The organism is Pseudomonas cerasi, assembly GCF_900074915.1.
GTDB lineage: Bacteria > Pseudomonadota > Gammaproteobacteria > Pseudomonadales > Pseudomonadaceae > Aquipseudomonas > Aquipseudomonas cerasi.
Genome location: NZ_LT222319.1, coordinates 1369946 through 1394700 on the forward strand (window position 1 = coordinate 1369946; position 24755 = coordinate 1394700).

A 24755-nucleotide genomic window follows, 5' to 3' on the forward strand; every position below is an offset into this window, starting at 1 on the left:
CAGCGGTTGCTTGCATACGGCGGGCAGCCCTCGACATCTGCTTCACGAGGACCTGAGATGACTCAAATCGGAACTCCACTGTCGCCCACCGCGACGCGCGTACTGTTCTGCGGCAGCGGCGAACTGGGCAAGGAAGTCGTGATCGAGCTGCAGCGCCTTGGCGTTGAAGTGATCGCTGTTGACCGTTACGAGAACGCGCCGGCCATGCAGGTCGCGCATCGCAGCCATGTGATCAACATGCTCGACGGCGCAGCACTGCGCGCAGTCATCGAGGCCGAGAAGCCGGATTTCATCGTTCCGGAAATCGAAGCCATCGCCACCGCGACGCTGGTTGAGCTTGAGGCCGAAGGCTTCACTGTGATCCCGACCGCACGCGCCGCGCAACTGACCATGAACCGCGAAGGCATTCGTCGTCTGGCGGCTGAAGAGCTGAAGCTGCCGACCTCGCCTTACCACTTTGCCGACACTTTCGAGGCGTACAGCAAGGCGGTCGAAGACCTCGGTTTCCCGTGCGTGGTCAAGCCGGTCATGAGTTCTTCGGGCAAGGGGCAGAGCCTGCTCAAGAGCACCGATGACATACAGAAAGCCTGGGACTACGCGCAAGAGGGCGGTCGCGCCGGCAAGGGTCGCGTCATCGTCGAAGGGTTCATCGACTTCGATTACGAAATTACCCTGCTGACCGTGCGTCACATCGGTGGCACCACGTTCTGCGCGCCGGTTGGGCATCGTCAGGAAAAGGGCGACTATCAGGAGTCCTGGCAGCCGCAGGCTATGAGCCCTGTTGCGCTGGCAGAGTCCGAGCGTGTTGCCAAGGCGGTGACCGAGGCATTGGGTGGGTGCGGGATGTTTGGCGTCGAACTGTTCATCAAGGGCGATCAGGTGTGGTTCAGCGAAGTCTCGCCGCGCCCGCATGACACCGGTCTGGTGACGTTGATTTCTCAGGACCTGTCGCAGTTTGCCCTTCACGCACGCGCGATTCTTGGCCTGCCGATTCCGTTGATCCGCCAGTTCGGCCCTTCGGCGTCGGCAGTGATTCTGGTCGAAGGCCAATCCACGCAAACCGCTTTCGCCAACCTTGGTGCTGCGCTGGCCGAGCCCGACACCGCATTGCGTCTGTTCGGCAAGCCGGAAGTCAACGGTCAGCGGCGCATGGGTGTTGCCCTGGCGCGTGACGAGTCCATCGAAGCCGCCCGTGCCAAGGCCACTCGTGCCTCGCAGGCAGTCGACGTCAAGTTGTAAGGCTCACGCCGCAGGCGGCAAGAAACAACGCTGCGCGTATTCTTGCCGCCTGCATTCACCATGACCTCAACGCTATAGCTCGCTGTCCCGCGTTTCCTTCAGGCTCAACACCGCCAGCACGCTGATCAGCGCTGCTGCAGACACATACCCGCCCACCCAGCTCAGGCCACCCATCGCCACCAGTTTCTGGGCGAAGAAGGGGGCGACCGACGCTCCGACGATTCCGCCCAGATTGTAGGCTGCCGATGCGCCGGTATAGCGAACCTGTGTCGGGAACAGCTCCGGTAGTAGCGCGCCCATCGGGGCGAACGTGATGCCCATCAGAAACAATTCGATGCACAGAAACAGCGCCACAGCCCAGGTGCTGCCGTGGGTCAACAGTGGCTCCATGGTGAAACCTGACAGGATCGCCAGCACGCCACCCGCAATCAACACCGGCTTGCGCCCGAAGCGATCGCTCGCCAATGCAGCCAGCGGTGTGGCCGCCGCCATGAACAGCACCGCAAAGCACAACAGCCCCAGGAACGTTTCCCGGGTATAGCCCAGCGTGGCCACGCCGTAGCTCAACGAAAACACCGTCGAGATATAAAACAGTGCGTAGCAGACCACCATCGACGCCGCACCGAGCAGCATGGGTTTCCAGTGCTGACCGAAGGTTTCCACGATGGGCAGGCTGACCCTTTGATGGCGAGCCATGGCCTTGGCGAAGACGGGTGTCTCTTCAAGCTTCAGACGCACGTACAGTCCGACCATGACCAGTACGGCACTGAGCAGAAAGGGAATCCGCCAGCCCCACGCGCGGAATTGTTCGTCATTGAGGGTCATTGCCAGCGTCAGAAACAGGCCGTTGGCGGCGAGAAAGCCGATTGAAGGGCCCAGTTGCGGAAACATGCCGAACCAGGCGCGCTTGCCTTTCGGGGCATTCTCGGTCGCCAGCAGTGCCGCGCCACCCCATTCGCCACCCAGGCCAAGCCCTTGGCCGAAGCGCAGCACGCACAACAGAATCGGCGCCCATGCCCCGATCGTCGCGTAGCCTGGCAATACGCCGATCAGTGTGGTGCAGATCCCCATCAACAGCAGCGAGGCCACCAGCGTCGACTTGCGCCCGATCCGGTCGCCGAAGTGACCGAACAGCGCCGACCCCAGAGGGCGAGCGAGAAAGGCGATGCCGAAGGTCAGAAATGACGACAGCATCTGTGCAGTGCCCGACGTCTGTGGAAAAAAGACCGGACCGATCACCAGAGCGGCGGCGGTGGCATAAACGTAAAAGTCGTAGAACTCGATGGCCGTGCCGATGAAGCTGGCCGTAGCGACGCGGGTCGTCGAATTCACCGGCTTTGCGGGCGCGTCGTGATCTTCACGAGAGAGCGGGGTGCTGGTCATGCGGATTCCCTGACAGTCGACTCGCCGGTCGGCAAGGACCGTGTCCGGCAAGCATGTATTTATTGTGATTGTGGGTGCAGCGTCGAGCAGAGTAACCCGAATGGGTCGAGAGGCAAGGATGGGGCGATCTATTTGAAGGCAGACATTTATTTGAAAGTGCGGACCAGCGTGTTCTGCCACATGGCGACACGCTTGACGCGGTTGTCCTCGGTTTCGAGGATTTCCAGCCGGTAAGGCCCTATTTTCAAGCAGACTGGAGCGTCCGGGATGGTTTCCAGTGCCTCGGTAACCAGCCCGTTGACGGTTTTCGGACCGTCTGAAGGCAGGTGCCAGCCAAGGCTCTTGTTCAAGTCGCGAATGGACGCTGCGCCTTCGACTTCAAGACGCCCGTCGTCCTGTTGTTTGACGTGCGGATTATCCAGCCGCTGCTCGCTTTCGAACTCGCCGACAATCTCTTCGAGAATATCCTCGAGAGTGACGATGCCCAGCACTTCGCCGTATTCATCGACCACCACGCCGAGACGCCGTTGCTGTTTGTGGAAATTCAGCAACTGCAACTGCAATGGTGTGCTTTCCGGCACGAAATAAGGCTCGTAGCAGACCGCCAGCAACTGCTCTTTGGTCAACGTGCCCTTGGGCAGCAGGTGGCTGATGTCACGGGTATTGATGACGCCTTGCACCTGATTGATGTCGTTGTGATAGACCGGCAGGCGCGTGTGCCGTGAAATGATCAGGCGTTCGATGATCATTTCCATGGGGTCATCGAGGTTGACGCCATCCACTTCGTTGCGCGGGATCAGGATGTCATTGACCGTAATGCTGTCCAGCGCACGAATGCCTGACAGCACGCTGGCGCGCGGAGAGTATTCCTGGGCAGCATCGTTGCGCGGGTTATTTTGCGTGTCGTCTTCGAAAGCCTGATCCTGCTGTTGTACGGCGCGAGACAGGAAGGGACGCAGCAGTGTCTTGGCCAGAACATTGAACACGTAGGCCAGCGGCCAGACGATCTTCATCGGAATGCGCAGCACACTGTTGCCCAGCAGCAGCGTCGAGACAGGGTGGCGGTTCGCCAGGCGGCGGGGCATGTATTCGGCGAAGACCAGCATGATGCTCACGGTAGCGAGCCAGGCCACGGTGGGACCGTTGTAGAACCAGTAACTGGCGGCGATAAGCGTGGCGATGACAGTGATCAGTACCCTGATCAGGGTATTGCCCAGAATCAGGCTGTTCAGGTTGAACGCCAGCTCGGGAAGCGGTGCCGACTTTTCCGGGCGGCTGGCGGCGCGCATCACCTTGACTTGATGATGAGCAGCCTCGACTGCGGTCAGCAGGCCGGCCCACAGCAGTAGTAGGGCGAGGACACCGAGCAACGGGCCCAGGGGCAGATTATCCATGATCAGGGCCCGTCAGATGTGCAGGATGAATTCGCGTACCAGCTTGCTGCCGAAATAGGCGAGCATCAGCAGGCAGAAACCGCCCAGGGTCCAGCGAATGGCCTTGTGACCACGCCATCCAAGGCGGTTACGCCCCCACAGCAGCACACTGAACACGATCCAGGCCAGACAGGCCAGCAGGGTCTTGTGCACCAGATGCTGGGCAAACAGGTTTTCGACGAACAGCCAGCCGGAAATCAGCGACAGCGAGAGCAATGACCAGCCAGCCCACAGGAAACCGAACAGCAGGCTTTCCATGGTTTGCAGCGGCGGGAAGTTCTTGATCAGCCCGGAAGGGTGCTTGTGCTTGAGGCGGTAGTCCTGCAACAGCAGCAGCAGCGCCTGAAATGCAGCAATGGTAAACATCCCGTAAGCCAGCAGTGACAGCAGGATGTGGCTGAGGATGCCCGGCTCTTCCATGATCGGCTGCACGGTGCCGCTAGGGGCGAACTGGGCAAGCAGTACGGTGACCATGCCCAGCGGGAACAGCAGCACCAGCAGGTTTTCCACCGGGATGCGCGACGTGGCGATCAGGGTCACGACGATCACCGACGCCGCGATAAGGCTGGCCGAGTTGAAAAAGTCCAGGCCAAGGCCGACCGAGTGCGTCAGTTGGGAAAACAGACCAATGGCATGTGCGATGACCGCCAGTGTACCGAGCAGGCAAAGCAGCCGCTTGTCGGGCTTGACGGCCTGGCTCAGGCGCAGGCTCTGATAGACGGTCGCAGCGGCATAAATGATGGCGGCGGCGAGGCTGGGAAGCAGGCTGGGTGGCAAAGGGGACATAGATCCTGATGGACGGGCCTGAAAAGACGCTGAGTTTGGCATAGAACCGGCAAATCACGAAAGACCACAGAAGCAGTCTGCGTGGTGTCCGTGCGACGGAGTCTTCGCTATAATCCGCGACCTGCTCAAGCCGCAGGCTCGCCGAGCGCCATTTCTGCATTACGGGCCGGGCCGCATCAACCGGGGTTCGACGAGAGCCTGAAAGGATCGCGCATGTTTGAAAATCTGACTGACCGCCTCTCGCAGACGCTGCGCCATGTTACTGGCAAGGCCAAGCTGAACGAGGACAACATCAAAGATACCTTGCGCGAAGTGCGTATGGCGTTGCTCGAAGCCGACGTCGCCTTGCCGGTGGTCAAAGACTTCGTCAATAACGTCAAGGAACGCGCCGTCGGCACCGAGGTGTCGCGCAGCCTGACCCCGGGTCAGGCGTTCGTGAAGATCGTCCAGGCCGAACTCGAAAGCCTGATGGGCGCGGCCAACGAAGATCTTGTCCTCAATGTCACGCCGCCTGCCGTCATCCTGATGGCGGGTTTGCAGGGCGCGGGCAAGACCACCACTGCGGGCAAGCTGGCGCGCTTCCTTAAAGAGCGCAAGAAAAAAACCGTAATGGTGGTGTCGGTCGATGTTTATCGTCCCGCAGCCATCAAGCAGCTCGAAACGCTGGCCAACGACATCGGCGTGACGTTCTTCGCCTCCGACATCAGCCAGAAGCCGGTGGACATCGCCCAGGCGGCCATTAAAGAAGCCAAGCTCAAGTTCATTGACGTGGTCATCGTCGACACCGCCGGTCGTTTGCACGTCGATGTCGAGATGATGGGCGAGATCCAGGCGCTGCATGCGGCGGTCAAGCCGGCCGAGACGCTGTTCGTGGTCGATGCCATGACCGGCCAGGATGCTGCCAATACCGCCAAGGCCTTCGGTGACGCATTGCCGCTGACCGGCGTGATCCTCACCAAGGTCGACGGTGATGCCCGCGGTGGTGCCGCCTTGTCGGTGCGTGCCATTACCGGCAAGCCGATCAAGTTCATCGGTATGGGCGAGAAGAGCGAGGCGCTGGAGCCGTTTCACCCGGACCGCATCGCGTCACGCATCCTCGGCATGGGCGATGTGCTCAGCCTTATCGAGCAGGCCGAACAGACCCTCGACAAGGACAAGGCCGACAAGCTGGCGAAAAAGCTCAAGAAGGGCAAGGGCTTCGATCTCGAAGACTTCCGCGACCAGCTGCAGCAGATGAAGAACATGGGTGGCCTTGGCGGCCTGATGGACAAATTGCCGAGCATCGGCGGCGTCAACCTGTCGCAGATGGGCAACGCCCAGGGCGCAGCGGAAAAACAGTTCAAGCAGATGGAAGCCATCATCAACTCGATGACCCCTGCCGAGCGTCGTGATCCGGATCTGGTCAGTGGTTCGCGCAAGCGCCGCATTGCGATGGGTTCGGGCACTCAGGTTCAGGACATCGGGCGTCTGATCAAGCAGCACAAGCAGATGCAGAAGATGATGAAGAAATTCTCCGCCAAGGGCGGGATGGCCAAAATGATGCGCGGCATGGGTGGAATGTTCCCCGGCGGCGGCATGCCAAAAATGTAATTGCGTCGCGTGCAAGAGGCTTTGCACGCGTCCCATCTGGGGGATAACCCCCAGTCAGCCCGCGTCATGCGGGCTTTTGCCGGCTGTCATACCGACAGCTCCCTCGCAAATCTGGAAGGCATGCCGATAGGCGCCGGAAAAAGACATTTGCAAAAGTCGGGATATTCCTTAGAATATGCGGCCTTTCGGGCACCTATGCCCGCTGTGCATCTTAGATTTGCAGCACCGACTACAGGAACGATGTTCAATGCTAACCATCCGTCTTGCCCTTGGCGGCTCCAAAAAGCGCCCGTTTTACCACCTGACCGTAACCGACAGCCGCAACGCTCGTGACGGTTCCCACAAGGAACAGGTTGGTTTCTTCAACCCTGTTGCCCGTGGTCAGGAAATCCGTCTGTCCGTTAACGAAGAACGCGTCAACTACTGGTTGAGCGTGGGTGCACAAACTTCCGAGCGCGTTGCCCAGCTGCTCAAAGAGCACAACAAGACCAAGGCCGCGGCCTGAGTCTTATGAGCGCGACGCCTGCATCTGCCGACGATCTGATCGTTATTGGCAAGATTTACTCGGTTCATGGCGTTCGCGGCGAAGTGAAGGTTTATTCCTTTACTGATCCGATTGGAAACCTGTTGGACTACAAAACCTGGACGCTTCGGCGCGAAGGCAGCGTTGATAAACAGGTGGAGCTGGTCAGCGGACGCTTGCAAAACAAGTTTCTGGTCACAAAGCTCAAGGGTCTCGATGATCGTGAAGAAGCACGTCTTCTGTCCGGTTACGAAATCTGCGTGCCGCGTAACCTGTTCCCTGATCTGGACGATGGCGAGTACTACTGGTACCAGCTTGAAGGCCTCAAGGTCATCGACCAACTCGGGCAATTGCTCGGGAAAATCGATCACCTGCTCGAAACCGGTTCGAACGATGTAATGGTTGTAAAGCCCTGCGCGGGTAGCCTGGATGATCGCGAACGCCTGTTGCCCTATACAGAGCAATGCGTGTTGGCAATCGATATGGCTGCTGGCGAAATGAAGGTGGATTGGGACGCGGACTTCTGAATGCCATGGCCAGCCTGCGCATAGAAGTCATCAGTCTGTTTCCCGAGATGTTTTCCGCCATCAGCGAATACGGCATTACCAGCCGTGCGGTGAAACAAGGGCTGTTGCAGCTTACTTGTTGGAATCCGCGGGATTACACCACTGATCGCCATCACACTGTGGATGATCGCCCATTTGGCGGTGGTCCTGGCATGGTGATGAAGATCAAGCCCTTTGAAGATGCTCTGGTTCAGGCCAGGCAAGCGGCAGGGGATGCGGCGAAGGTGATTTACCTGTCGCCACAAGGCCGCCAGCTGAATCAGTCTGCGGTACGCGAACTGGCGCAGGAGGAAGCGATTATCCTCATCGCCGGTCGTTATGAAGGCATTGACGAGCGTTTTATTGATGCTCATGTCGATGAAGAGTGGTCGATTGGTGACTATGTTCTTTCCGGTGGCGAGCTGCCGGCGATGGTCCTGATTGACGCGGTTACGCGGCTGCTGCCTGGAGCTTTAGGGCATGTGGACTCCGCGGAGGAAGATTCCTTCACGGACGGTCTGCTGGATTGCCCGCATTACACCCGACCTGAGGTGTATGCGGATCAGCGTGTTCCCGACGTGTTGCTAAGTGGCAATCACGCGCACATCCGGCGTTGGCGTTTACAGCAGTCCCTTGGGCGGACCTATGAACGACGCGCTGATCTTCTGGAAAGCCGCTCGCTTTCTGGAGAAGAGAAGAAGCTGCTGGCGGAATACATCCGCGAGCGGGACGATAGTTAACGTATCGATGGTCGATCCAGACGGATTACCTTAGGAGCACCAGCATGACTAACAAAATCATTCTTGCCCTCGAAGCAGAGCAGATGACCAAAGAGATCCCTACCTTTGCACCAGGCGACACCATTGTCGTCCAGGTTAAAGTGAAGGAAGGCGACCGCGCTCGTCTGCAAGCATTCGAAGGCGTTGTAATTGCCAAGCGTAACCGTGGCGTGAACAGTGCTTTCACTGTTCGTAAAATCTCCAACGGTGTTGGCGTTGAGCGTACTTTCCAGACTTACAGCCCGCAAATCGACAGCATGGCTGTGAAACGTCGCGGTGACGTTCGCAAGGCCAAACTGTACTACCTGCGTGACCTGTCCGGTAAAGCAGCGCGCATCAAGGAAAAACTGTCCTGATACAGTTTTTCGATGCATAAAAAAGGCAGCCCCAGGGCTGCCTTTTTGCTGTCTGCTGTTTGATGATTCACCCCTTGTCTACCGACACACGCACTGAGTGAACATGGCTGCCATCGACCATCCGCTGATTGACCGGTTTCTGGACGCGCTCTGGCTCGAAAAGGGCCTGTCCGACAACACCCGGGATTCTTACCGCAGTGATCTGGCGCTGTTCAACGGCTGGCTGCAGGAGCGCAACGTTGATCTGATCAGTGCCGGGCGTGAAGTCATCCTCGATCATCTTGCCTGGCGCGTTGAAAATGCCTACAAGCCGCGCTCCACGGCGCGTTTCCTGTCTGGCGCACGTGGCTTCTACCGCTACCTGCTGCGCGAAAAGCTGATTTCCGTCGATCCCACCCTGCAGATCGACATGCCTCAGTTGGGCAAGCCGTTGCCCAAATCGCTTTCCGAAGCTGACGTCGAAGCATTACTTGCTGCTCCCGACCCGAGCGAGCCCATCGGCGAGCGTGACCGCGCCATGCTTGAGGTGCTGTATGCCTGCGGTCTGCGCGTGACCGAATTGATCAGCCTGACCCTGGAGCAGGTCAATCTGCGTCAGGGCGTGCTGCGCGTGATGGGCAAAGGCAGCAAGGAGCGACTGGTGCCCATGGGCGAAGAGTCCATCGTCTGGGTCGAGCGTTACCTGCGCGGCGCCCGCGACGAGTTGCTGGGCGGAAAGCCCAGCGACGTACTGTTCCCCAGCACCCGTGGCGATCAGATGACCCGCCAGACCTTCTGGCACCGTATCAAGCACCAGGCAACGGTTGCAGGCATTGGCAAATCCCTGTCACCGCACACCCTGCGCCATGCCTTCGCCACCCATCTGCTCAATCACGGCGCTGACTTGCGCGTGGTGCAGATGTTGCTCGGGCACAGTGATCTCTCGACAACGCAGATCTACACCCATGTGGCGCGGGCGCGGTTGCAGGAATTGCATGCCAAGCATCATCCACGCGGTTGACTCACGACGTATTTTGCGAAGCTTCTTACGTCGCTCCGAGTCGGCCCCGCGAGCCTTATGTGGTAGGCTTTGCCGGTTTCGCCTATCAAGGCTGGCACTCCTTTTTTCGACAGTTGCCAGCCTGTCCGCCGTCATAGGAGTTTTCATGCGTTTGCCACAGATTTTCGCTGCCGCGGCTTTGATGCTGGCCGGCACCTTCAGTATGTCTGCCCTGGCTGATGCAGCCCCTGATCAGGCCATCCGCAAGACGCTCGACTCGCTGGAATTGCAACTGCCGGTCGAGAGTATCTCGCCGAGCCCGCTCAATGGCCTTTATGAAGTGAAGCTCAAGGGCGGCCGCGTCCTGTACGCCAGTGCCGACGGTCAGTTCGTGGTTCAGGGCTATCTGTTTCAGGTGCAGAACGGCAAGCCGGTCAACCTGACCGAGAAAACCGAACGTCTGGCCATTTCCAAGACCATCAACGCCATTCCTGCTTCCGAGATGGTGATCTATCCGGCAGTGGGCGAGACCAAGTCGCACATCACAGTATTCACCGACACGACTTGCCCGTATTGCCACAAGCTGCACGAAGAAGTCGGCCAGTTGAACAAGATGGGTGTCGAAGTCCGTTACCTGGCATTCCCGCGTCAGGGCCTTGGCTCTCCGGGTGACGAGCAGTTGCAGGCGGTGTGGTGTTCCAAGGATCGCAAAGGCGCGATGGACCGCATGGTCGATGGCAAGGACATCAAGGCCGCCAAATGCGACAATCCGGTCAGCAAGCAATATGAGCTCGGCCAGTCGATCGGCGTGAACGGGACGCCTGCGATTGTCCTGGCCGACGGTCAGGTAATTCCGGGTTATCAGCCTGCAGCTCAGGTTGCCAAGCTGGCAATGGGCGCCAAATAAGCCGGTGTTTTCAGGCGCGCCTTGTGCATACACGGCGCAAGTGGCCGAAGTGTCGTCAAAATTTCAGCCGCATGGCGCCATGCGGCAGTTTTTCCACAGCCGATTCAGGTTCGGCTGTTTTTCGGGGAGTTCATCAGTGAAACCGGTCAAAGTAGGCATATGTGGGCTGGGTACTGTCGGTGGCGGTACCTTCAACGTACTTAAGCGTAACGCCGAGGAGATTGCCCGCCGTGCCGGGCGTGGAATCGAAGTTGCGCAAATTGCGGTTCGTACACCAAACCCCAATTGCCAGATTACCGGTACGCCTACCACCAGCGATGTGTTTGCCATTGCGACCAACCCTGAAATCGACATCGTCGTGGAGCTGATCGGCGGCTACACCGTTGCCCGCGAACTGGTACTCAAGGCCATCGAGAATGGCAAGCACGTGGTGACCGCCAACAAGGCGCTGATCGCGGTGCATGGCAACGAGATCTTTGCCAAGGCGCGTGAGAAGGGCGTGATCGTTGCTTTTGAAGCCGCTGTTGCCGGCGGTATTCCGGTCATCAAGGCCATTCGTGAAGGCCTGTCGGCGAACCGTATCAACTGGGTGGCCGGCATCATCAACGGCACCGGCAACTTCATCCTCACTGAAATGCGCGAGAAGGGCCGTACCTTTGCCGATGTTCTGGCCGAGGCTCAGGCCCTGGGTTATGCCGAAGCCGATCCGACCTTCGACGTCGAAGGTATCGACGCTGCGCACAAGCTGACCATCCTCGCCTCCATTGCCTTCGGCATTCCGCTGCAGTTCGACAAGGCCTACACCGAAGGCATCACCAAACTGACGACTGCAGACGTCAACTATGCCGAAGCGCTGGGCTATCGCATCAAGCACCTGGGCGTTGCACGCAGCACGGCTCAAGGCATCGAACTGCGTGTACACCCGACGCTGATCCCGGCCGATCGCCTGATCGCCAACGTCAACGGCGTCATGAACGCGGTGATGGTCAATGGCGATGCGTCCGGCTCGACGCTGTTCTACGGCGCGGGTGCCGGTATGGAGCCTACGGCTTCTTCCGTGGTGGCCGATCTGGTCGATGTGGTCCGTGCGATGACCTCGGATCCGGAAAACCGGGTCCCTCATCTGGCCTTCCAGCCCGATTCGTTGTCAGCCCACCCGATCCTGCCGATCGAAGCCTGCGAAAGCGCCTACTACCTGCGCATTCAGGCCAAGGATCACCCGGGCGTGCTGGCCCAGGTCGCGAGCATCCTGTCCGAGCGTGGCATCAACATCGAATCGATCATGCAGAAGGATGTCGAAGAACACGATGGCCTGGTGCCGATGATCCTGTTGACTCACCGGGTAGTGGAGCAGGGTATCAATGACGCCATTCAAGCCCTGGAAGCCCTGCAGGATGTCGTTGGCCCGGTGGTTCGTATCCGCGTCGAGCACCTTAATTAACATCAACTGCAAGCTGTCAGTTCCAGGCCGCAAGCCGATCGTTTCGACCTTGCAGCCCTGGAGCCCTGGCTTTCAGCCCAGACCAAAGGTTTGATCCCATGCGCTATATCAGTACTCGCGGCCAGGCGCCGGCCCTGAATTTCGAAGACGTGCTGTTGACTGGTCTGGCCAGCGATGGTGGCCTCTATGTGCCGGAAAACCTGCCACGCTTCACGCAGGAAGAGATCGCTTCCTGGGCAGGTCTGCCTTATCACGAACTCGCCTTCAGGGTGATGCGCCCCTTCGTGGCTGGCAGCATCCCGGATGCCGACTTTAAAAAGATTCTCGAAGAGACCTACGGCGTGTTTGCCCACAGCGCTGTTGCGCCGCTGCGCCAGCTGCATGGCAACGAGTGGGTGCTTGAGCTGTTCCATGGCCCGACGCTGGCCTTCAAGGACTTCGCACTGCAACTGCTTGGCCGCCTGTTGGACTATGTACTGGCCAAGCGTGGCCAGCGTGTCGTGATCATCGGCGCGACCTCGGGCGACACCGGTTCTGCGGCCATCGAAGGCTGCCGTCGCTGCGATAACGTCGACATCTTCATCCTCCACCCGAACAATCGTGTATCCGATGTTCAGCGTCGGCAGATGACCACGATCTTCGGCGACAACATCCATAACATCGCGGTCGAAGGCAACTTCGACGACTGCCAGGAAATGGTCAAGGCCAGCTTTGCTGACCAGAGCTTCCTGAAGGGCACACCGCTGGTCGCGGTCAACTCGATCAACTGGGCGCGGATCATGGCTCAGATCGTTTACTACTTCCACGCCTCGCTGCAGTTGGGCGGACCTGCGCATTCGGTATCGTTCTCGGTACCGACCGGTAACTTCGGCGATATCTTTGCCGGTTATCTGGCGCGCAACATGGGGCTGCCGATCAACCAGTTGATCGTCGCCACCAATCGCAACGACATCCTGCACCGCTTCATGAGCGGCAATCAGTACGTCAAGGAAACCCTGCACGCCACGCTGTCGCCTTCCATGGACATCATGGTGTCGTCCAACTTCGAGCGCCTGCTGTTCGACATGCACGGTCGCAACGGCGCTGCCATTGCCGGGCTGATGAGCACGTTCCGCCAGGGTGGCGGTTTCAGCGTCGAAGAAGAGCGCTGGACCGAGACCCGTAAACTGTTCGATTCGCTGGCAGTCAGTGATGAGGATACCTGCACGACCATTGCCGAAGTGTTTGCCAGCACCGGCGAGCTGCTCGACCCGCATACCGCTATCGGGGTGAAGGCCGCGCGCGAATGCCGCCGCAGTCTGGACACGCCGATGGTGATTCTGGGCACCGCGCATCCGGTCAAGTTTCCGGAAGCGGTGGAGAAGGCCGGTGTAGGAAAAGCGCTTGAGCTACCTGCACATTTGTCTGATTTGTTCGAGCGTGACGAGCGCTGCACTGTTCTGCCAAATGACCTGAAAGCCATACAGGCGTTTGTCAGCCAGCACGGCAATCGCGGTAAACCGCTCTGACAGAAGCGTCGTGTAACAACTTTAGGCCCGCCACTTGGCGGGCCTTTCTGTTTCTACGTGCCAAACTTCGCTGGTTTTTCGAACCATTGAGTTGAGTCATTCGTAGTGAAGCAGGCAAGTATGCAAGGCGTAGTCAGGGAGGCAGGCAACACATCGAGATGCCGCGCATGGCGCAGGGTATGGATGTTGCTGGCGATGGTTTTTGCCGGGGCAGCCAATGCGGCGCAAAGCTTGCCGTTTTCACTGACAGCCCCTTTTGTGGCTTCGGCGGATCTGATCCTCGAAGATCAGGACCGGGCCTGGCTCGACCAGCGAAAGGTGCTTCGGGTCGGCATTGCGATCGCAGACTACGAGCCGATCGATATCACCAGTGACCGCAACCGTTATCAGGGCATCAGTGCCGACTACCTGGGGCTGGTCAGCGACCAGTTGAACCTCCCGGTGCAGGTCACCGGGTTTGCCAAGCGTTACGAGGCTATCGAGGCGCTGCGCGACGGCAACATAGACCTGCTGACCAGTGCCAACGGTTTCGAGCGCGGTGTGAAAGGACTGTCCTTCTCAACCGAATACATGCCTGATCGATCGGTGGTCGTTGGCCGCGGCAACGATCTGAGCCCGTTGTCGAGCCTGGCCGGCAAGAAGGTCGTACTGCTTGACGGCTATGCCGATTCGGACGTCGTGCATCGCGTTTACCCTGACAGCCAGATCATTATCGCGCCTAACCTCTACAGTGCTCTGGAAGCGCTGAGTCAGGGTGAAGTGGACGTGTTCATCGGCAACGAAGTCATCGTCCGTACCTATACCGCCCTGCGGCCCTACCTCTATTTGCAGATCAAATTCGAAAGTCGTTTGCCCCCGGTGGGGTTCTCCTTTGCGGTGCGTGACGACGAGCAGCGCCTGCTGACCTTCATCAATCGGGCCCTGGACAGCATTGCACCTTCGACCAGTCGTGAAGTGCTCGGCCGCTGGACCATGGGTCTGGGCGCTGACGTGGAGGGGCAACGCATTCGCCTCACCAGTGCCGAGCGACGCTGGCTGCTCAAGCATCCGAGTGTGACCATTGCGACCGTGCAGCACCCACCGTATATCTACAAAGACAGTAACGGCCACTGGGTGGGATTGAACGCAGATGTGCTGTCACGTATCTCGCGCATGACCGGATTGCAGTTCGTCCATCAGGAATCGCCTTCCACGCAGCAGTCCATCGACATGCTGCGCGCCGGTCAGGCCGACATGAATACCACGCTCGCGGAAAATGCCGAGCGCCGCCGGTTTCTGGACTTCACCTATTCGTTCGGCGGCAATAGCTGGATGTTCGTGGTGCGCTCCGACCGCTCGTCGCGCATATCGCTCGACAGTCTGGCCGGGAAAGTACTGGCCCTTCCGGCCAGGCATGCGCTCGAGGACCTCATCAGGCGCGAGCACCCCTCGATCCAGCTGCGACTGGTGGACACCTATGATCAGGCCCGTGCGCTGGTGGAAAGTGGTGCTGCCGATGCGACCATTCAGAATGAAGTGGGGGCCTACCTGTTTCCGTCCGGACAATTGAAGGTTGCCAGAAGTGTTGAAGGCCAGTGGTCGCCCGACAGATTTTCAGTGATCAAGACCCAACCCGAACTGCTGGGGATTCTGAACAAGGCGCTGGAAGAGTTCCCGGTAGCCGAATTGCGTTCGGTCCGTCTGAAGTGGCTGGGATCGGCGCTGCCTCAGCCGTCGCTCTGGGCGCGCATACCGCAATGGGTATTCTGGGTAGTGTCCCTGGCACTGCTGACCGGTCTAGTGTCGCTGATCTGGAGCAGTCGCCTCAAGGTGCAGATTCGCCAGCGCCAAAGGGCGCAACGACAGCTCAATGATCAACTGGCCTTCAAACACGCTCTGTTCGACGGTATCCCCAATCCGATTTATGTACGCGATCTCAAAGGGCGTCTGATTTCCTGCAACCGTAGCTACGAGCAGAGTCTGGGCATCAGTTTCGAACAGATGAATGGTCGACGCCTCACGGACGTCAATCTGATCCCGCGCGCGCTGGCCGAGCAGATGCACACCGATTACCTCAATCTGCTGGAAAATCATCAGCCGGTCTTTTCCGATCGCACCATCGAACTGCCTGGCAAACGTATGGACGTCTGGCAATGGACGGTCCCGTTCTTCGCCGCCGATGGACAGTTGCAGGGGCTGCTTGGCGGCTGGATCGATATCACCGAGCGCAAGCAACTGGAGCAGCAGCTTCAGGAGGCCATGCATCTGGCCGCTCAGGCCAACGAGGCAAAAAGCGCTTTCCTGGCCAGCATGAGCCATGAAATTCGCACGCCGATGGGGGCAATCATTGGTTTGCTGGAACTGGAATGCGAACAGGCCTTGCGCCTGGGCAGGATTCCCTCGCAAGGCTTGCAAGTGGCCCACCGCTCAGCTACGGAGCTGGTAGCGCTGATTGGCGAAAGCCTTGATCTGGCCAGAATCGAAGCGGGCGGCATGCAGTTGTCACTGGCTGTCACTTCCCTGGAAGGGCTTTTCGACGGGGTGATCGAGCTTTTTTCCGCGCAGGCTCGGGAAAAGGGGGTGGAACTGCGCCTGGAGTTCTCCGGGCAGGCGCGGGGCGACTACTGGCTGGATCCCTTGAGGTTGCGTCAGGTGCTGCACAATGTGCTGGGCAACGCGTTGAAGTTCACTCGGCAAGGTGCGGTGGTCGTGACGCTTGATGTGACCAGTGACTCGCCTGAGTCCACGCGTCTGCGCATTGGCATTCAGGACAGTGGCGAAGGGATCGATCCGCAGCGTCAGCAGCAGGTATTTCAGCCTTTCACCCAGGCAAATGACGACACGGCCGCACACTACGGGGGCAGCGGGCTGGGGTTGAGTATCACCCGGCAACTGGTTGAACTGATGAAGGGCGACATCAGCCTGCACAGCGAGCCGGGCAAAGGGACGCTGGTCACCATCGACCTGCCGCTGACCAGGGTGAGCGAGCCGGTTTTGCCCGCGGACGATGTTGCGGATGCGCCCGTCGACACGCGTAGCCTTCATCTGCTGGTGGTCGATGACATGTCGGCCAATCGTCTGGTATTGACCCGGCAGCTGGAGTTTCTTGGCCATCAGGTAACGGCGGTCGAGGACGGCAGGGCGGCGTTGTCGAGCTGGTGTGAAGGGGCGTTTGATGCGGTTATCACCGACTGCAACATGCCGGGTATCAGCGGCTACGCATTGACCCAGGCCATTCGCCAGATCGAAGAGAAAGAGCAACGTCAGCGATGCCCGGTCATAGGCTGTACCGCCAACGCGATGAGTGACGAGGCGGCACGTTGCGAGCAGGCAGGCATGGACGGCCTGCTGATCAAGCCGCTGTCACTGGCGCGTCTGGCCCAGGAGCTGGCGGATCGGGTGCGTGAGCCGACGTTCGACATCGGCACGCTGCAAACCATGACTCAGGCTAATCCGCAACAGATGCAACGGTTGCTGGGCGAGTTATGGAAGAATCTGAGGCACGAATACGCTTTGCTGGAGCCTGCGGTGTCGGCCAATGACTGGAAGATGCTGAGCGCCTGTCTGCATCGCCTCAAGGGGGCGGCGAGCCTGGTTGACGCAGTGCCGCTTGCCAAGGCGTGTGCCGCGCTGGACGACAGTGTCCGGCTGCAGAGCACGGCCAGTCTGGCGGAACGCTGGCAGGCACTGGAGGTAGCCATGACCAGTCTGCGCGCTGATATCGAAGTGCAACTGGTGGTCGTGCCGGAGACTGCGGTGCCAGGCGGTTGAATCTTGCGAACAACGTGTGGCGGGTTTAGGACATGTCCTATGGGGCGGGTGTCCGGGACCCGCTACAGTAAGTGTTATCCCGGGCCGCTGGCTCTGACTCCGCAGGCGTGATCGTGCACTCACTCAAGGTTCTGATTCTCGAGGATCATCCCTTCCAGCTGATGGCTCTGCATCAGATGCTCAACGCCAATCAGGTGTTCGATGTGCTGACGGCCGATAGCGTGGAAGTCGCCAGGCTTTCCCTGCAAAGCCGTGGTCCGGTCGACATCGCGATCTGCGACTTGCAGATGGAAGGGCCTGACGGCCTGGAATTGATCCGCTTCATGGCTGAGAACGGTTTGGCGCGTGCGCTGATCATCGTCAGCTGTTCCGCCGCCTGCGTGCTGGAAGGGGCCGCGCAACTGGCGCTCGCCCAAGGCCTGAACGTTCTGGGGTATGTGCAGAAACCTGCGTCCGCCGGGGCGTTGTACGAGTTGCTTGAGGCGTATGGGCCCGGTCGGACAGACTGTGTAGAGCAGGCCCCGACGGGCAGCGCGTTTAGAGCTCTTTCCGCCATCGAATTGTTTGACCCGACGCGCAGCGGACCGATAGACGTGGCGTCCATTGCCGAACAATGGATCACCTATTTTCAACCCAAGGTCAGTCTGCAGGGCGAGTTGCTGGGTGCCGAAGCGCTGGTTCGCTGGCAGCACCCCGTGTATGGGCTGCTGGCACCCGGGCGATTCATCGACGTCATCGAGGCTGAAGGGCTGACCGTTGCATTGACCTGGCGGGTCCTGGATCAGGCCCTGCAGTTCTCTGCGCAGGTCATGCGCGAGCGGGGTGAGCCGCTGTCGGTTGCCGTCAACATTGACCCGCAAGTGCTGCAGCAGCTGGATTTCGCCGAGCAGATCATGCAAGCGCTTGCCCGGCATGGCGTACCGGCCACCGCGCTGACCCTGGAAATCCTCGAGCAGGACGCCGCGCGCCCGGAAACCTGGCAGCTCGAAGGCCTGCTGAGGTTATGCATGCAGGGTTGCAAGTTGTCTATCGATGACTTTGGCATGGGCGCTTCGAACATCGACCGCCTTCTGCAATTACCTTTCAGCGAGCTGAAAATACCAACCGAGTTCGTGCGCGGCATGGCCGACGACGCGCGTAAATCGGCGGTCGTGGCCGGTGCTTTGTTCATGGCGCAGCGGCTGTCGATGTCGGTGGTGGTTGAAGGTGTCGAGACGATTGAAGACGTTGACAGTCTGCTGGCGCTGGGCGATCCCGCCATTCAGGGGTATTTCATTGCCCGCCCAATGCCGGCCTCGGCCTTCATGCGCTGGGTGGCGGAGCGTGACAGCGGCCATCTGCAAGCTGTTTCCAGAGACAACCCGCCTCAGGACAGACCGCTTTCCTGCAAATAAATGAACAGAGCAGCGTCATTGGCCAGTCCGAGCTTGCGCATGGCGGCGACTTTCTGGGCGCTGACGGTCTGTTTGCTGCGATTGAGTTGCGCCGCGATCTGCCCCACCGTGTGGCCAGCCGAGAGCAGGCGTAACACTTCCAGCTCCCTTGGCGACAAGCGATCTGCCTGCAGCAGCGCGTCGGGCCCATGCTGGCGTGCTTCTCTGAGTACCCTGCGTACCGAATCGGCGACAAAAAGCCCACCGCGCCTGACCCCCTTGATGGCAGCAGGCAGTTCTCCGGCAAGGCTGGCCTTGCTCAACAAACCCCGGACACCCAGGTCCAGCATGGACTGAAACAGTCCGGCATTGCTCAGGGTGGTGACAACGATCACTGGCAGCGCCGGGAAATCCCGGCGAATACGTTGCAGCAGACGCAGGCCGTCGTTCTGCCGTTCGACGGGCATCATGAAGTCAGTCACCAGCACATCGCAGGCGTGGCGTTCGAGTACCTGGAGCAGTTCGTCCGGATTGCAGGCCTCGGCGACGACGCTGGCCAGATTGTCCTGCTCCAGTACAACGCGCAGGCCGATGAGAAAAATCGGGTGGTCATCAGCCACGATGACCCGCAACCGGCGATCAGCGGAATCGCTCAAGGGATGGCTCCGTCAAAAGGGCTATACGGGTATTGCACGCGATGGAATTGTTTAACGCAGTGATCAAGAGCATAGGCACCTTGTAGGACGCGTAGCGGAGTTGTGTTGGATTCTTCCTACAAGCTCACTTTCGGCTGGCATCGGCGTCCGTTTTTTTCCTTGTCACATTCAGCAGGCATGCTCGAAATGACAGACAGGTGCTGCGATCTGGCGATAGAAAGAACTTTCTGCTGTCGCCGATGGTCATTGGTTAGCACCTTTGCATTCAAACTGTTGAGTGGTGATCCGGATGGAAAATATCAGCTTACTGCTAAGCGAAGCGCTGGCTCCCTATCAGGCCAGTACTGGCCCGGCCGGTTCTCGGGGCGAACGTCTGGTGACTCTGAAAGATAAAGCGGGCACCTGTGTGATCGAGCGCGCATTCAGCGCTGATCAACTGAGCGACAAACGTCAGCTCACCGACGTGGTAGACGGTCTGCGCCGCGATCTTATGGTTGCCGAGGGGCGAATCGAACCCTGCGTCATTGCCGCCATGCGCAATGCTGCAATCAGCCGTACGTTTGTCGGCACCCCATCTTTTGCTTAACAGTTGCTTAACCGGCGTTAAAGGAACTGGAACCTGAAGGGTTCGCTGCACTCCTATGCATTACGTCAGTTTTGATCATTGTGCTCCGGTGATCAACGGCTGACGTCATGACCGATAAGGTCACGTTTACCCCGAGCAGGTCCCCCTCTGCCCGGGGTTTCTTTTGTCCGGTCATTCCTTGTCCAGCAGTGCCTTGAGGTCTTCCAGGTAGCTGGCCCGTTGCGCGGGCTCCAGCCACTGCGCATAAAAGCCCATCAGGCTGGTTTCACGCAGCACGCGCATCTCGCGGTTGATCAGTTCAATGGCCTGCTTGCCCTTGGGCGAGTTGCTGCAACTGACATAGACGAACTGGTATGCAGGATTGTCCTTGATCGGCAAGAAGGCCAGTTCCTCCGGCCTTATGCCTTGTTGCATGGCCTGATAGCGCGCTTCCGGCCAGAAGCTGATAAAGGCTTGCAGACGCCCCAGACGCTCCATTTGCAGCAGGCTGCCGACCGCATCGTTACCGTAGTGCGGCACGAGGATATCTTCATCGACGTCGTGCAGCGTGTGGTCGATCATTTCTCCATAGCTGCGTTCGGCAACGATGCCCAATTTGATCGTCCGGCTGGCCATCAAGGCCGCGAAGTTTAGCTTTCCGTCCTCCACGTAGGGCTCGAACTTCGACATCTCCTCCTTGCGCACAATCAGACCGCTGCTGAGGATGGCGCCGATCGGTATGGAAAAAAGCAGGGTTCTGGCTCTTTCTGCCGTCCACAGCATGGTGGGATCACAACTGAGAGACGTTTCGTCGCTCAGCATTTGCAGAGCCCTGGCGCGGTTGACCCGCATCAGCACGTGGTTGTACTCGGGCATTCGTGCTGTCAGCAAGGGCATCAACTGATCAATTGCACCTTGGCCGCGCATGGCACCGGAAAAAATCGTTGAAGGGGGGATGTCGCGCATCAGCCAGGTCAGCGTCTCCCTGGCCTGGCTGACGCACGACATGGCAGCCAGCGACAGGGCGAGCATCAATCGAGCCGTTGTACAGCACGAGGCAGGAAGGGGCATTCGCGGGTGTCATCCTCGAAAAGGGTTCAACAGTCTGAGGTAGGGTTGGCAGCTCTTTGAATGGTGCTGCGCCAGTGGCGTCACATTCAGGTGCCCCGGTTGGGAGTTCGGGTGCTCGCTGCAGATCGTCTTTAGCACAGATATGTATCAGAAATTTGTTTCAAATTATCGATTTTTGTTCGTCCTGCAAATGGGGGGCAAGCACATCCTTGCGCGAGCAAGTTCGTTCACAGGCCCGGCATCGGGTAGACTTGCTGTCTTCCCTCCAGACTCTAGAAGCCCGTTCATGGCCCAGCCGTCCACGACCTACAAATTCGAACTCAACCTCACCGACCTTGATCGCGGCGTGTACGAGAGCGTCAAGCAGACCATTGCCCGTCATCCTTCGGAAACCGAAGAGCGCATGACCGTGCGTCTGCTGGCCTATGCCTTCTGGTACAACGAACAGTTGTCGTTCGGTCGCGGCCTGTCTGATGTGGACGAACCCGCGCTGTGGGAAAAAAGCCTCGATGACCGCGTTCTGCACTGGATCGAAGTCGGCCAGCCGGACGCCGACCGACTGACCTGGTGCTCGCGCCGTACCGAACGCACCAGCCTGCTGGCCTATGGCAGCCTGCGCGTCTGGGAAGGCAAGGTCATCCCGGCGATCAAGAACCTGAAAAACGTCAATATCGCCGCCGTCCCGCAGGAAGTGCTGGAAGTGCTGGCCAAGGACATGCCGCGGGTCATCAAGTGGGATGTGATGATCAGTGAAGGGACGGTGTTCGTCACTGACGACCGCGGCCAGCATGAAGTCCAGTTGCAATGGCTTGCGGGCGAGCGCGGCTGACAGCCGCCGGTTCCTATCGAAAACACATTCATCGACACTGCAAAGAGAATCAGCTGACCCGCATGCGCATCGAACCTCGTCTATTGCCCGACACCTTGCCGTTCCTCGGCGACCTGCCGCCCTTGCTCACTCGACTGTACGCAGCACGAGGTGTGGCCTGCGAGGCCGAACTGGACAAAAGCCTGGCGCGGCTGATTCCTTATCAGCAACTCAAGGGGATCGATGCTGCGGTAGACCTGCTGGTGACTGCGCTACGCGAGGGCCAGCGTATGCTGATCGTCGGCGATTTCGACGCCGATGGCGCGACCGCCAGCACCGTGGGTGTTCTGGGCCTGCGTCTGCTGGGCGCGGCGCATGTGGATTATCTGGTGCCCAACCGGTTTGAATATGGCTACGGCCTGACGCCGGAAATCGTCGAAGTGGCGTTGCAGCGCGAACCTCAGCTGTTGATCACCGTGGATAACGGTATTTCGAGCGTCGAGGGCGTGGCGGCGGCCAAGGCGGCCGGCTTGCAGGTACTGGTGACCGATCACCATTTGCCTGGTCATGAGCTTCCTGCCGCAGACGCCATCGTCAACCCGAACCAGCCAGGCTGTACCTTTCCCAGCAAGTCGCTGGCCGGTGTCGGGGTCATTTTCTATGTACTAATGGCCTTGCGTGCGCGTCTGCGCGAGACCGGCTGGTTCGAGAGCAATCAGCGTGCCCAGCCCAATCTGGGCGAGCTGCTGGACCTGGTTGCGCTGGGCAGCGTGGCCGATGTGGTGCCGCTGGATGCCAACAACCGCATTCTGGTTCATCAGGGGCTGATGCGTATCCGTGCCGGGCGTGCCCGACCCGGGCTGCGCGCCATTCTGGAAGTGGCCCGGCGTGAACCTTCGCGCATCACCTCCACCGACCTGGGGTTCATCCTCGGGCCACGCCTGAACGCGGCAGGGCGCCTGGATGACATGAGCCTGGGCATCGAATGCCTGCTCTGTGACGACCCGACACTGGCGCGGGAAATGGCCGTGCAACTGGACGAGTTGAACCAGGATCGCAAATCCATCGAGCAGGGCATGCAGCGTGAAGCGCTCGCCCAGCTCAAGGACCTGCCGGTAGAGTCGATGCCGTTCGGCCTCTGCCTGTTCGATGCCGAATGGCATCAAGGGGTCATCGGCATCCTCGCTTCGCGTCTCAAGGAGCGTTACCACCGACCCACCATCGCGTTCGCCAGCGCCGGGGAGGGTGTGCTCAAAGGTTCGGCCCGCTCGGTGCCGGGGTTTCACATTCGCGATGCGCTGGACGCTGTGGCGGCCAGCCATCCGCATCTGATCAGCAAGTTTGGCGGCCACGCGATGGCGGCAGGTCTTTCGCTGCCTGAAGAGAACTTCCCGGCGTTTGCCGAAGCGTTCGATCTGGAGGTGCGTCGTCAACTCGATGAGCAGGACCTGACCGGACGTCTGCTGTCCGACGGCTCGCTGGCCGTTGAGGAATTCCACCTAGAACTGGCCCGCGCGCTGCGCAATGCCGGTCCCTGGGGGCAGCACTTCCCCGAGCCCCTGTTCCACGGCGTGTTTCAGCTGGTCGAGCAACGGGTGGTGGGCGAGCGTCACTTGAAGATGGTGCTCAAGACCGAGTGCGGCAGCGTCAAGCTCGATGGCATTGCGTTCGGCGTCGACCGGGATGTCTGGCCCAATCCGAATATCCGCTGGGTCGAGCTGGCCTACAAACTCGACCTCAACGAGTTTCGCGGCAACGAAACCGTGCAGCTGATGGTGGTGCATATCGCACCGCGTTGACGATAGCAGGAACCCCTCTCTCCACCGGGTTGTCGACACTACACGGTTTGCCAAACCTGTTCTTTGAATGAACGGAACCTGGACACCTGAATTTTCATTACGAGAGGTTGCCATGAGCCTGCTGCTTGAACCCTATACCCTGCGCCAATTGACCCTTCGCAATCGCATCGCAGTGTCGCCGATGTGCCAGTATTCCAGTGTCGACGGCCTGGCCAATGACTGGCATCTGGTTCACCTTGGAAGCCGTGCCGTCGGCGGTGCCGGACTGGTCATCACCGAAGCGATGGCGGTGACGCCGGACGGCCGCATCACTCCCGAAGACCTTGGGCTGTGGAACGACGAACAGATCGAACCGCTGCAACGCATCACACGCTTTATCAACGCTCAGGGCGCAGTTGCAGGCGTCCAGCTGGCGCACGCCGGCCGCAAGGCCAGCACCTGGCGCCCGTGGCTTGGCAAGCATGGCAGTATTTCTCTCAATGAAGGCGGCTGGACGCCAGTCGGGCCTTCAGCGATTGCATTCGATCCGCAGCACACGACCCCTGTGCAATTGAGCGAAACGCAGATTCAGGAGTTGATCAAGGCGTTTGTCGATTCTGCGCGGCGTGCCTTGGAGGCGGGCTTCAAGGTAGTGGAAATCCACGCCGCCCATGGCTATTTGCTGCATCAGTTCCTGTCGCCTCTGAGCAACCAGCGCACCGACGAGTACGGTGGTTCATTCGAGAACCGCATTCGCTTCACACTGCAAGTGACCGAAGCCGTGCGTGCGGTATGGCCTGCAGAGCTGCCAGTGTTCGTTCGCGTGTCCGCCACCGACTGGGTGGAAGACGGCTGGAACGCCGATGAAACCGTCGAGCTGGCGCGTCGCTTGAAAGCAATCGGGACGGACCTGATCGATGTCTCGTCGGGCGGTACGTCAGCCAATGCGGAAATTCCGGTTGGCCCAGGCTACCAGACGCGCTTTGCCGAGCGGGTTCGCAAGGAGTCCGACATCGCGACGGGCACGGTGGGCATGATTACCGATCCGGCTCAGGCAGAACATATTCTGCGCACCGGGCAGGCCGATATTATCCTGCTCGCGCGTGAGCTGCTGCGTGATCCGTACTGGCCACTGCGCGCCGATGAAGACTTGGGTGGCCGCCTGGCAACCTGGCCTGCGCAGTATCAACGCGCCACGCATCGTGATCAGCCCATTCATGAGTCTGACCTGCGCGACTGATCGCCAATCGGTTCTCTGCTGGCAATACCCGATAAATGAGCGCCG

21 protein-coding genes are annotated in these 24755 nt (G+C 59.5%); 16 read left to right on the plus strand and 5 right to left on the minus strand.

Translation table 11 applies throughout. The annotated features are described in order from the left end of the window. Positions 1-57 precede the first annotated feature (57 nt). The gene (gene purT / locus PCPL58_RS08705; protein WP_065349243.1) at positions 58-1239 is read left to right on the plus strand and encodes a formate-dependent phosphoribosylglycinamide formyltransferase; all 1182 of its coding nucleotides are present in this window, start codon (positions 58-60) and stop codon (positions 1237-1239) included. Positions 1240-1311: 72 nt separating this feature from the next. Here the strand turns inward: purT and PCPL58_RS08710 are convergent, their stop codons facing one another. The 3 genes from PCPL58_RS08710 to PCPL58_RS08720 all read right to left on the minus strand — a co-directional run bounded on the left by PCPL58_RS08710 (position 1312) and on the right by PCPL58_RS08720 (position 4841). Next, positions 1312-2622, minus strand: coding sequence for an MFS transporter (locus PCPL58_RS08710; protein WP_003364998.1), 1311 nt, complete (start codon positions 2620-2622; stop codon positions 1312-1314). 146 nt (positions 2623-2768) lie between these two features. Then, the gene (locus PCPL58_RS08715) at positions 2769-4016 is read right to left on the minus strand and encodes a transporter associated domain-containing protein (protein ID WP_065349244.1); all 1248 of its coding nucleotides are present in this window, start codon (positions 4014-4016) and stop codon (positions 2769-2771) included. Positions 4017-4028: 12 nt separating this feature from the next. Further along, entirely contained in the window at positions 4029-4841 is an 813-nt protein-coding gene (locus tag PCPL58_RS08720) for a cytochrome C assembly family protein (RefSeq protein WP_003314223.1), read from the minus strand. A 213-nt stretch (positions 4842-5054) separates the two neighbouring features. Here PCPL58_RS08720 and ffh point away from each other — a divergent pair, with 213 nt between their 5' ends. From ffh to PCPL58_RS08775, 11 genes are all read left to right on the plus strand, one after another. Further along, positions 5055-6431, plus strand: coding sequence for a signal recognition particle protein (gene ffh / locus PCPL58_RS08725; RefSeq protein WP_010427934.1), 1377 nt, complete (start codon positions 5055-5057; stop codon positions 6429-6431). A gap of 247 nt (positions 6432-6678) precedes the next feature. Then, entirely contained in the window at positions 6679-6936 is a 258-nt protein-coding gene (gene rpsP / locus PCPL58_RS08730) for a 30S ribosomal protein S16 (protein WP_002552521.1), read from the plus strand. Between the two features lie 5 nt (positions 6937-6941). Continuing rightward, on the plus strand, positions 6942-7481 hold the full coding sequence (gene rimM, locus PCPL58_RS08735) for a ribosome maturation factor RimM (RefSeq protein WP_065349245.1): 540 nt from the start codon (positions 6942-6944) through the stop codon (positions 7479-7481). Positions 7482-7486: 5 nt separating this feature from the next. Next, positions 7487-8239, plus strand: coding sequence for a tRNA (guanosine(37)-N1)-methyltransferase TrmD (gene trmD / locus PCPL58_RS08740; protein WP_065349246.1), 753 nt, complete (start codon positions 7487-7489; stop codon positions 8237-8239). A gap of 44 nt (positions 8240-8283) precedes the next feature. After that, positions 8284-8634, plus strand: a complete 351-nt coding sequence (rplS, locus tag PCPL58_RS08745; protein ID WP_002552524.1) for a 50S ribosomal protein L19 — start codon at positions 8284-8286, stop codon at positions 8632-8634. A gap of 103 nt (positions 8635-8737) precedes the next feature. Continuing rightward, positions 8738-9634, plus strand: coding sequence for a site-specific tyrosine recombinase XerD (gene xerD / locus PCPL58_RS08750; protein ID WP_065349247.1), 897 nt, complete (start codon positions 8738-8740; stop codon positions 9632-9634). A 145-nt stretch (positions 9635-9779) separates the two neighbouring features. After that, a complete protein-coding gene (dsbC, locus tag PCPL58_RS08755) occupies positions 9780-10520 on the plus strand; it encodes a bifunctional protein-disulfide isomerase/oxidoreductase DsbC (protein WP_003364987.1) in 741 nt (246 codons plus the stop codon). A 136-nt stretch (positions 10521-10656) separates the two neighbouring features. Beyond that, positions 10657-11961, plus strand: coding sequence for a homoserine dehydrogenase (locus tag PCPL58_RS08760; RefSeq protein ID WP_054080742.1), 1305 nt, complete (start codon positions 10657-10659; stop codon positions 11959-11961). A gap of 98 nt (positions 11962-12059) precedes the next feature. After that, positions 12060-13469, plus strand: a complete 1410-nt coding sequence (gene thrC, locus PCPL58_RS08765; RefSeq protein ID WP_065349248.1) for a threonine synthase — start codon at positions 12060-12062, stop codon at positions 13467-13469. A 183-nt stretch (positions 13470-13652) separates the two neighbouring features. Further along, the gene (locus PCPL58_RS08770) at positions 13653-17219 is read left to right on the plus strand and encodes an ATP-binding protein (RefSeq protein ID WP_065349249.1); all 3567 of its coding nucleotides are present in this window, start codon (positions 13653-13655) and stop codon (positions 17217-17219) included. A gap of 113 nt (positions 17220-17332) precedes the next feature. Continuing rightward, on the plus strand, positions 17333-18613 hold the full coding sequence (locus tag PCPL58_RS08775; RefSeq protein ID WP_072365658.1) for an EAL domain-containing response regulator: 1281 nt from the start codon (positions 17333-17335) through the stop codon (positions 18611-18613). Here PCPL58_RS08775 and PCPL58_RS08780 read toward each other — a convergent pair. Beyond that, entirely contained in the window at positions 18586-19248 is a 663-nt protein-coding gene (locus PCPL58_RS08780; RefSeq protein WP_003364962.1) for a response regulator, read from the minus strand. The two genes, PCPL58_RS08775 and PCPL58_RS08780, sit on opposite strands and share 28 nt — an antisense overlap. Before the next feature lie 289 nt (positions 19249-19537). On the opposite strand from PCPL58_RS08780, the gene PCPL58_RS08785 reads away from it, so the two are divergent. Further along, positions 19538-19834: a DUF3509 domain-containing protein gene (locus PCPL58_RS08785; protein WP_065349250.1), complete on the plus strand. Its 297-nt coding sequence runs from the start codon at positions 19538-19540 to the stop codon at positions 19832-19834. Between the two features lie 171 nt (positions 19835-20005). Here the strand turns inward: PCPL58_RS08785 and PCPL58_RS08790 are convergent, their stop codons facing one another. Beyond that, on the minus strand, positions 20006-20845 hold the full coding sequence (locus PCPL58_RS08790) for a TIGR02285 family protein (RefSeq protein ID WP_065349251.1): 840 nt from the start codon (positions 20843-20845) through the stop codon (positions 20006-20008). Between the two features lie 325 nt (positions 20846-21170). Here PCPL58_RS08790 and PCPL58_RS08795 point away from each other — a divergent pair, with 325 nt between their 5' ends. The 3 genes from PCPL58_RS08795 (at position 21171) to PCPL58_RS08805 (ending at position 24710) form a co-directional block, all read left to right on the plus strand. After that, positions 21171-21713 (plus strand): YaeQ family protein, encoded by a 543-nt coding sequence (locus tag PCPL58_RS08795; RefSeq protein WP_003314240.1) that lies wholly within the window; start codon positions 21171-21173, stop codon positions 21711-21713. 62 nt (positions 21714-21775) lie between these two features. Continuing rightward, a complete protein-coding gene (gene recJ / locus PCPL58_RS08800; RefSeq protein ID WP_003364955.1) occupies positions 21776-23491 on the plus strand; it encodes a single-stranded-DNA-specific exonuclease RecJ in 1716 nt (571 codons plus the stop codon). A 112-nt stretch (positions 23492-23603) separates the two neighbouring features. Further along, positions 23604-24710, plus strand: coding sequence for an NADH:flavin oxidoreductase/NADH oxidase (locus PCPL58_RS08805; protein WP_003391177.1), 1107 nt, complete (start codon positions 23604-23606; stop codon positions 24708-24710). The last annotated feature ends 45 nt before the right edge of the window (positions 24711-24755 follow it).

Bases quoted from the DNA above. Each gene is read 5' to 3' on its own strand.
- purT (WP_065349243.1), top strand. From the start codon at position 58: ATGACTCAAATCGGAACTCCACTGTCGCCCACCGCGACGCGCGTACTG.
- PCPL58_RS08710 (WP_003364998.1), bottom strand. From the start codon at position 2,622: ATGACCAGCACCCCGCTCTCTCGTGAAGATCACGACGCGCCCGCAAAG.
- PCPL58_RS08715 (WP_065349244.1), bottom strand. From the start codon at position 4,016: ATGGATAATCTGCCCCTGGGCCCGTTGCTCGGTGTCCTCGCCCTACTA.
- PCPL58_RS08720 (WP_003314223.1), bottom strand. From the start codon at position 4,841: ATGTCCCCTTTGCCACCCAGCCTGCTTCCCAGCCTCGCCGCCGCCATC.
- ffh (WP_010427934.1), top strand. From the start codon at position 5,055: ATGTTTGAAAATCTGACTGACCGCCTCTCGCAGACGCTGCGCCATGTT.
- rpsP (WP_002552521.1), top strand. From the start codon at position 6,679: ATGCTAACCATCCGTCTTGCCCTTGGCGGCTCCAAAAAGCGCCCGTTT.
- rimM (WP_065349245.1), top strand. From the start codon at position 6,942: ATGAGCGCGACGCCTGCATCTGCCGACGATCTGATCGTTATTGGCAAG.
- trmD (WP_065349246.1), top strand. From the start codon at position 7,487: ATGGCCAGCCTGCGCATAGAAGTCATCAGTCTGTTTCCCGAGATGTTT.
- rplS (WP_002552524.1), top strand. From the start codon at position 8,284: ATGACTAACAAAATCATTCTTGCCCTCGAAGCAGAGCAGATGACCAAA.
- xerD (WP_065349247.1), top strand. From the start codon at position 8,738: ATGGCTGCCATCGACCATCCGCTGATTGACCGGTTTCTGGACGCGCTC.
- dsbC (WP_003364987.1), top strand. From the start codon at position 9,780: ATGCGTTTGCCACAGATTTTCGCTGCCGCGGCTTTGATGCTGGCCGGC.
- thrC (WP_065349248.1), top strand. From the start codon at position 12,060: ATGCGCTATATCAGTACTCGCGGCCAGGCGCCGGCCCTGAATTTCGAA.
- PCPL58_RS08770 (WP_065349249.1), top strand. From the start codon at position 13,653: ATGTTGCTGGCGATGGTTTTTGCCGGGGCAGCCAATGCGGCGCAAAGC.
- PCPL58_RS08785 (WP_065349250.1), top strand. From the start codon at position 19,538: ATGGAAAATATCAGCTTACTGCTAAGCGAAGCGCTGGCTCCCTATCAG.
- PCPL58_RS08790 (WP_065349251.1), bottom strand. From the start codon at position 20,845: ATGCTCGCCCTGTCGCTGGCTGCCATGTCGTGCGTCAGCCAGGCCAGG.
- PCPL58_RS08795 (WP_003314240.1), top strand. From the start codon at position 21,171: ATGGCCCAGCCGTCCACGACCTACAAATTCGAACTCAACCTCACCGAC.
- recJ (WP_003364955.1), top strand. From the start codon at position 21,776: ATGCGCATCGAACCTCGTCTATTGCCCGACACCTTGCCGTTCCTCGGC.
- PCPL58_RS08805 (WP_003391177.1), top strand. From the start codon at position 23,604: ATGAGCCTGCTGCTTGAACCCTATACCCTGCGCCAATTGACCCTTCGC.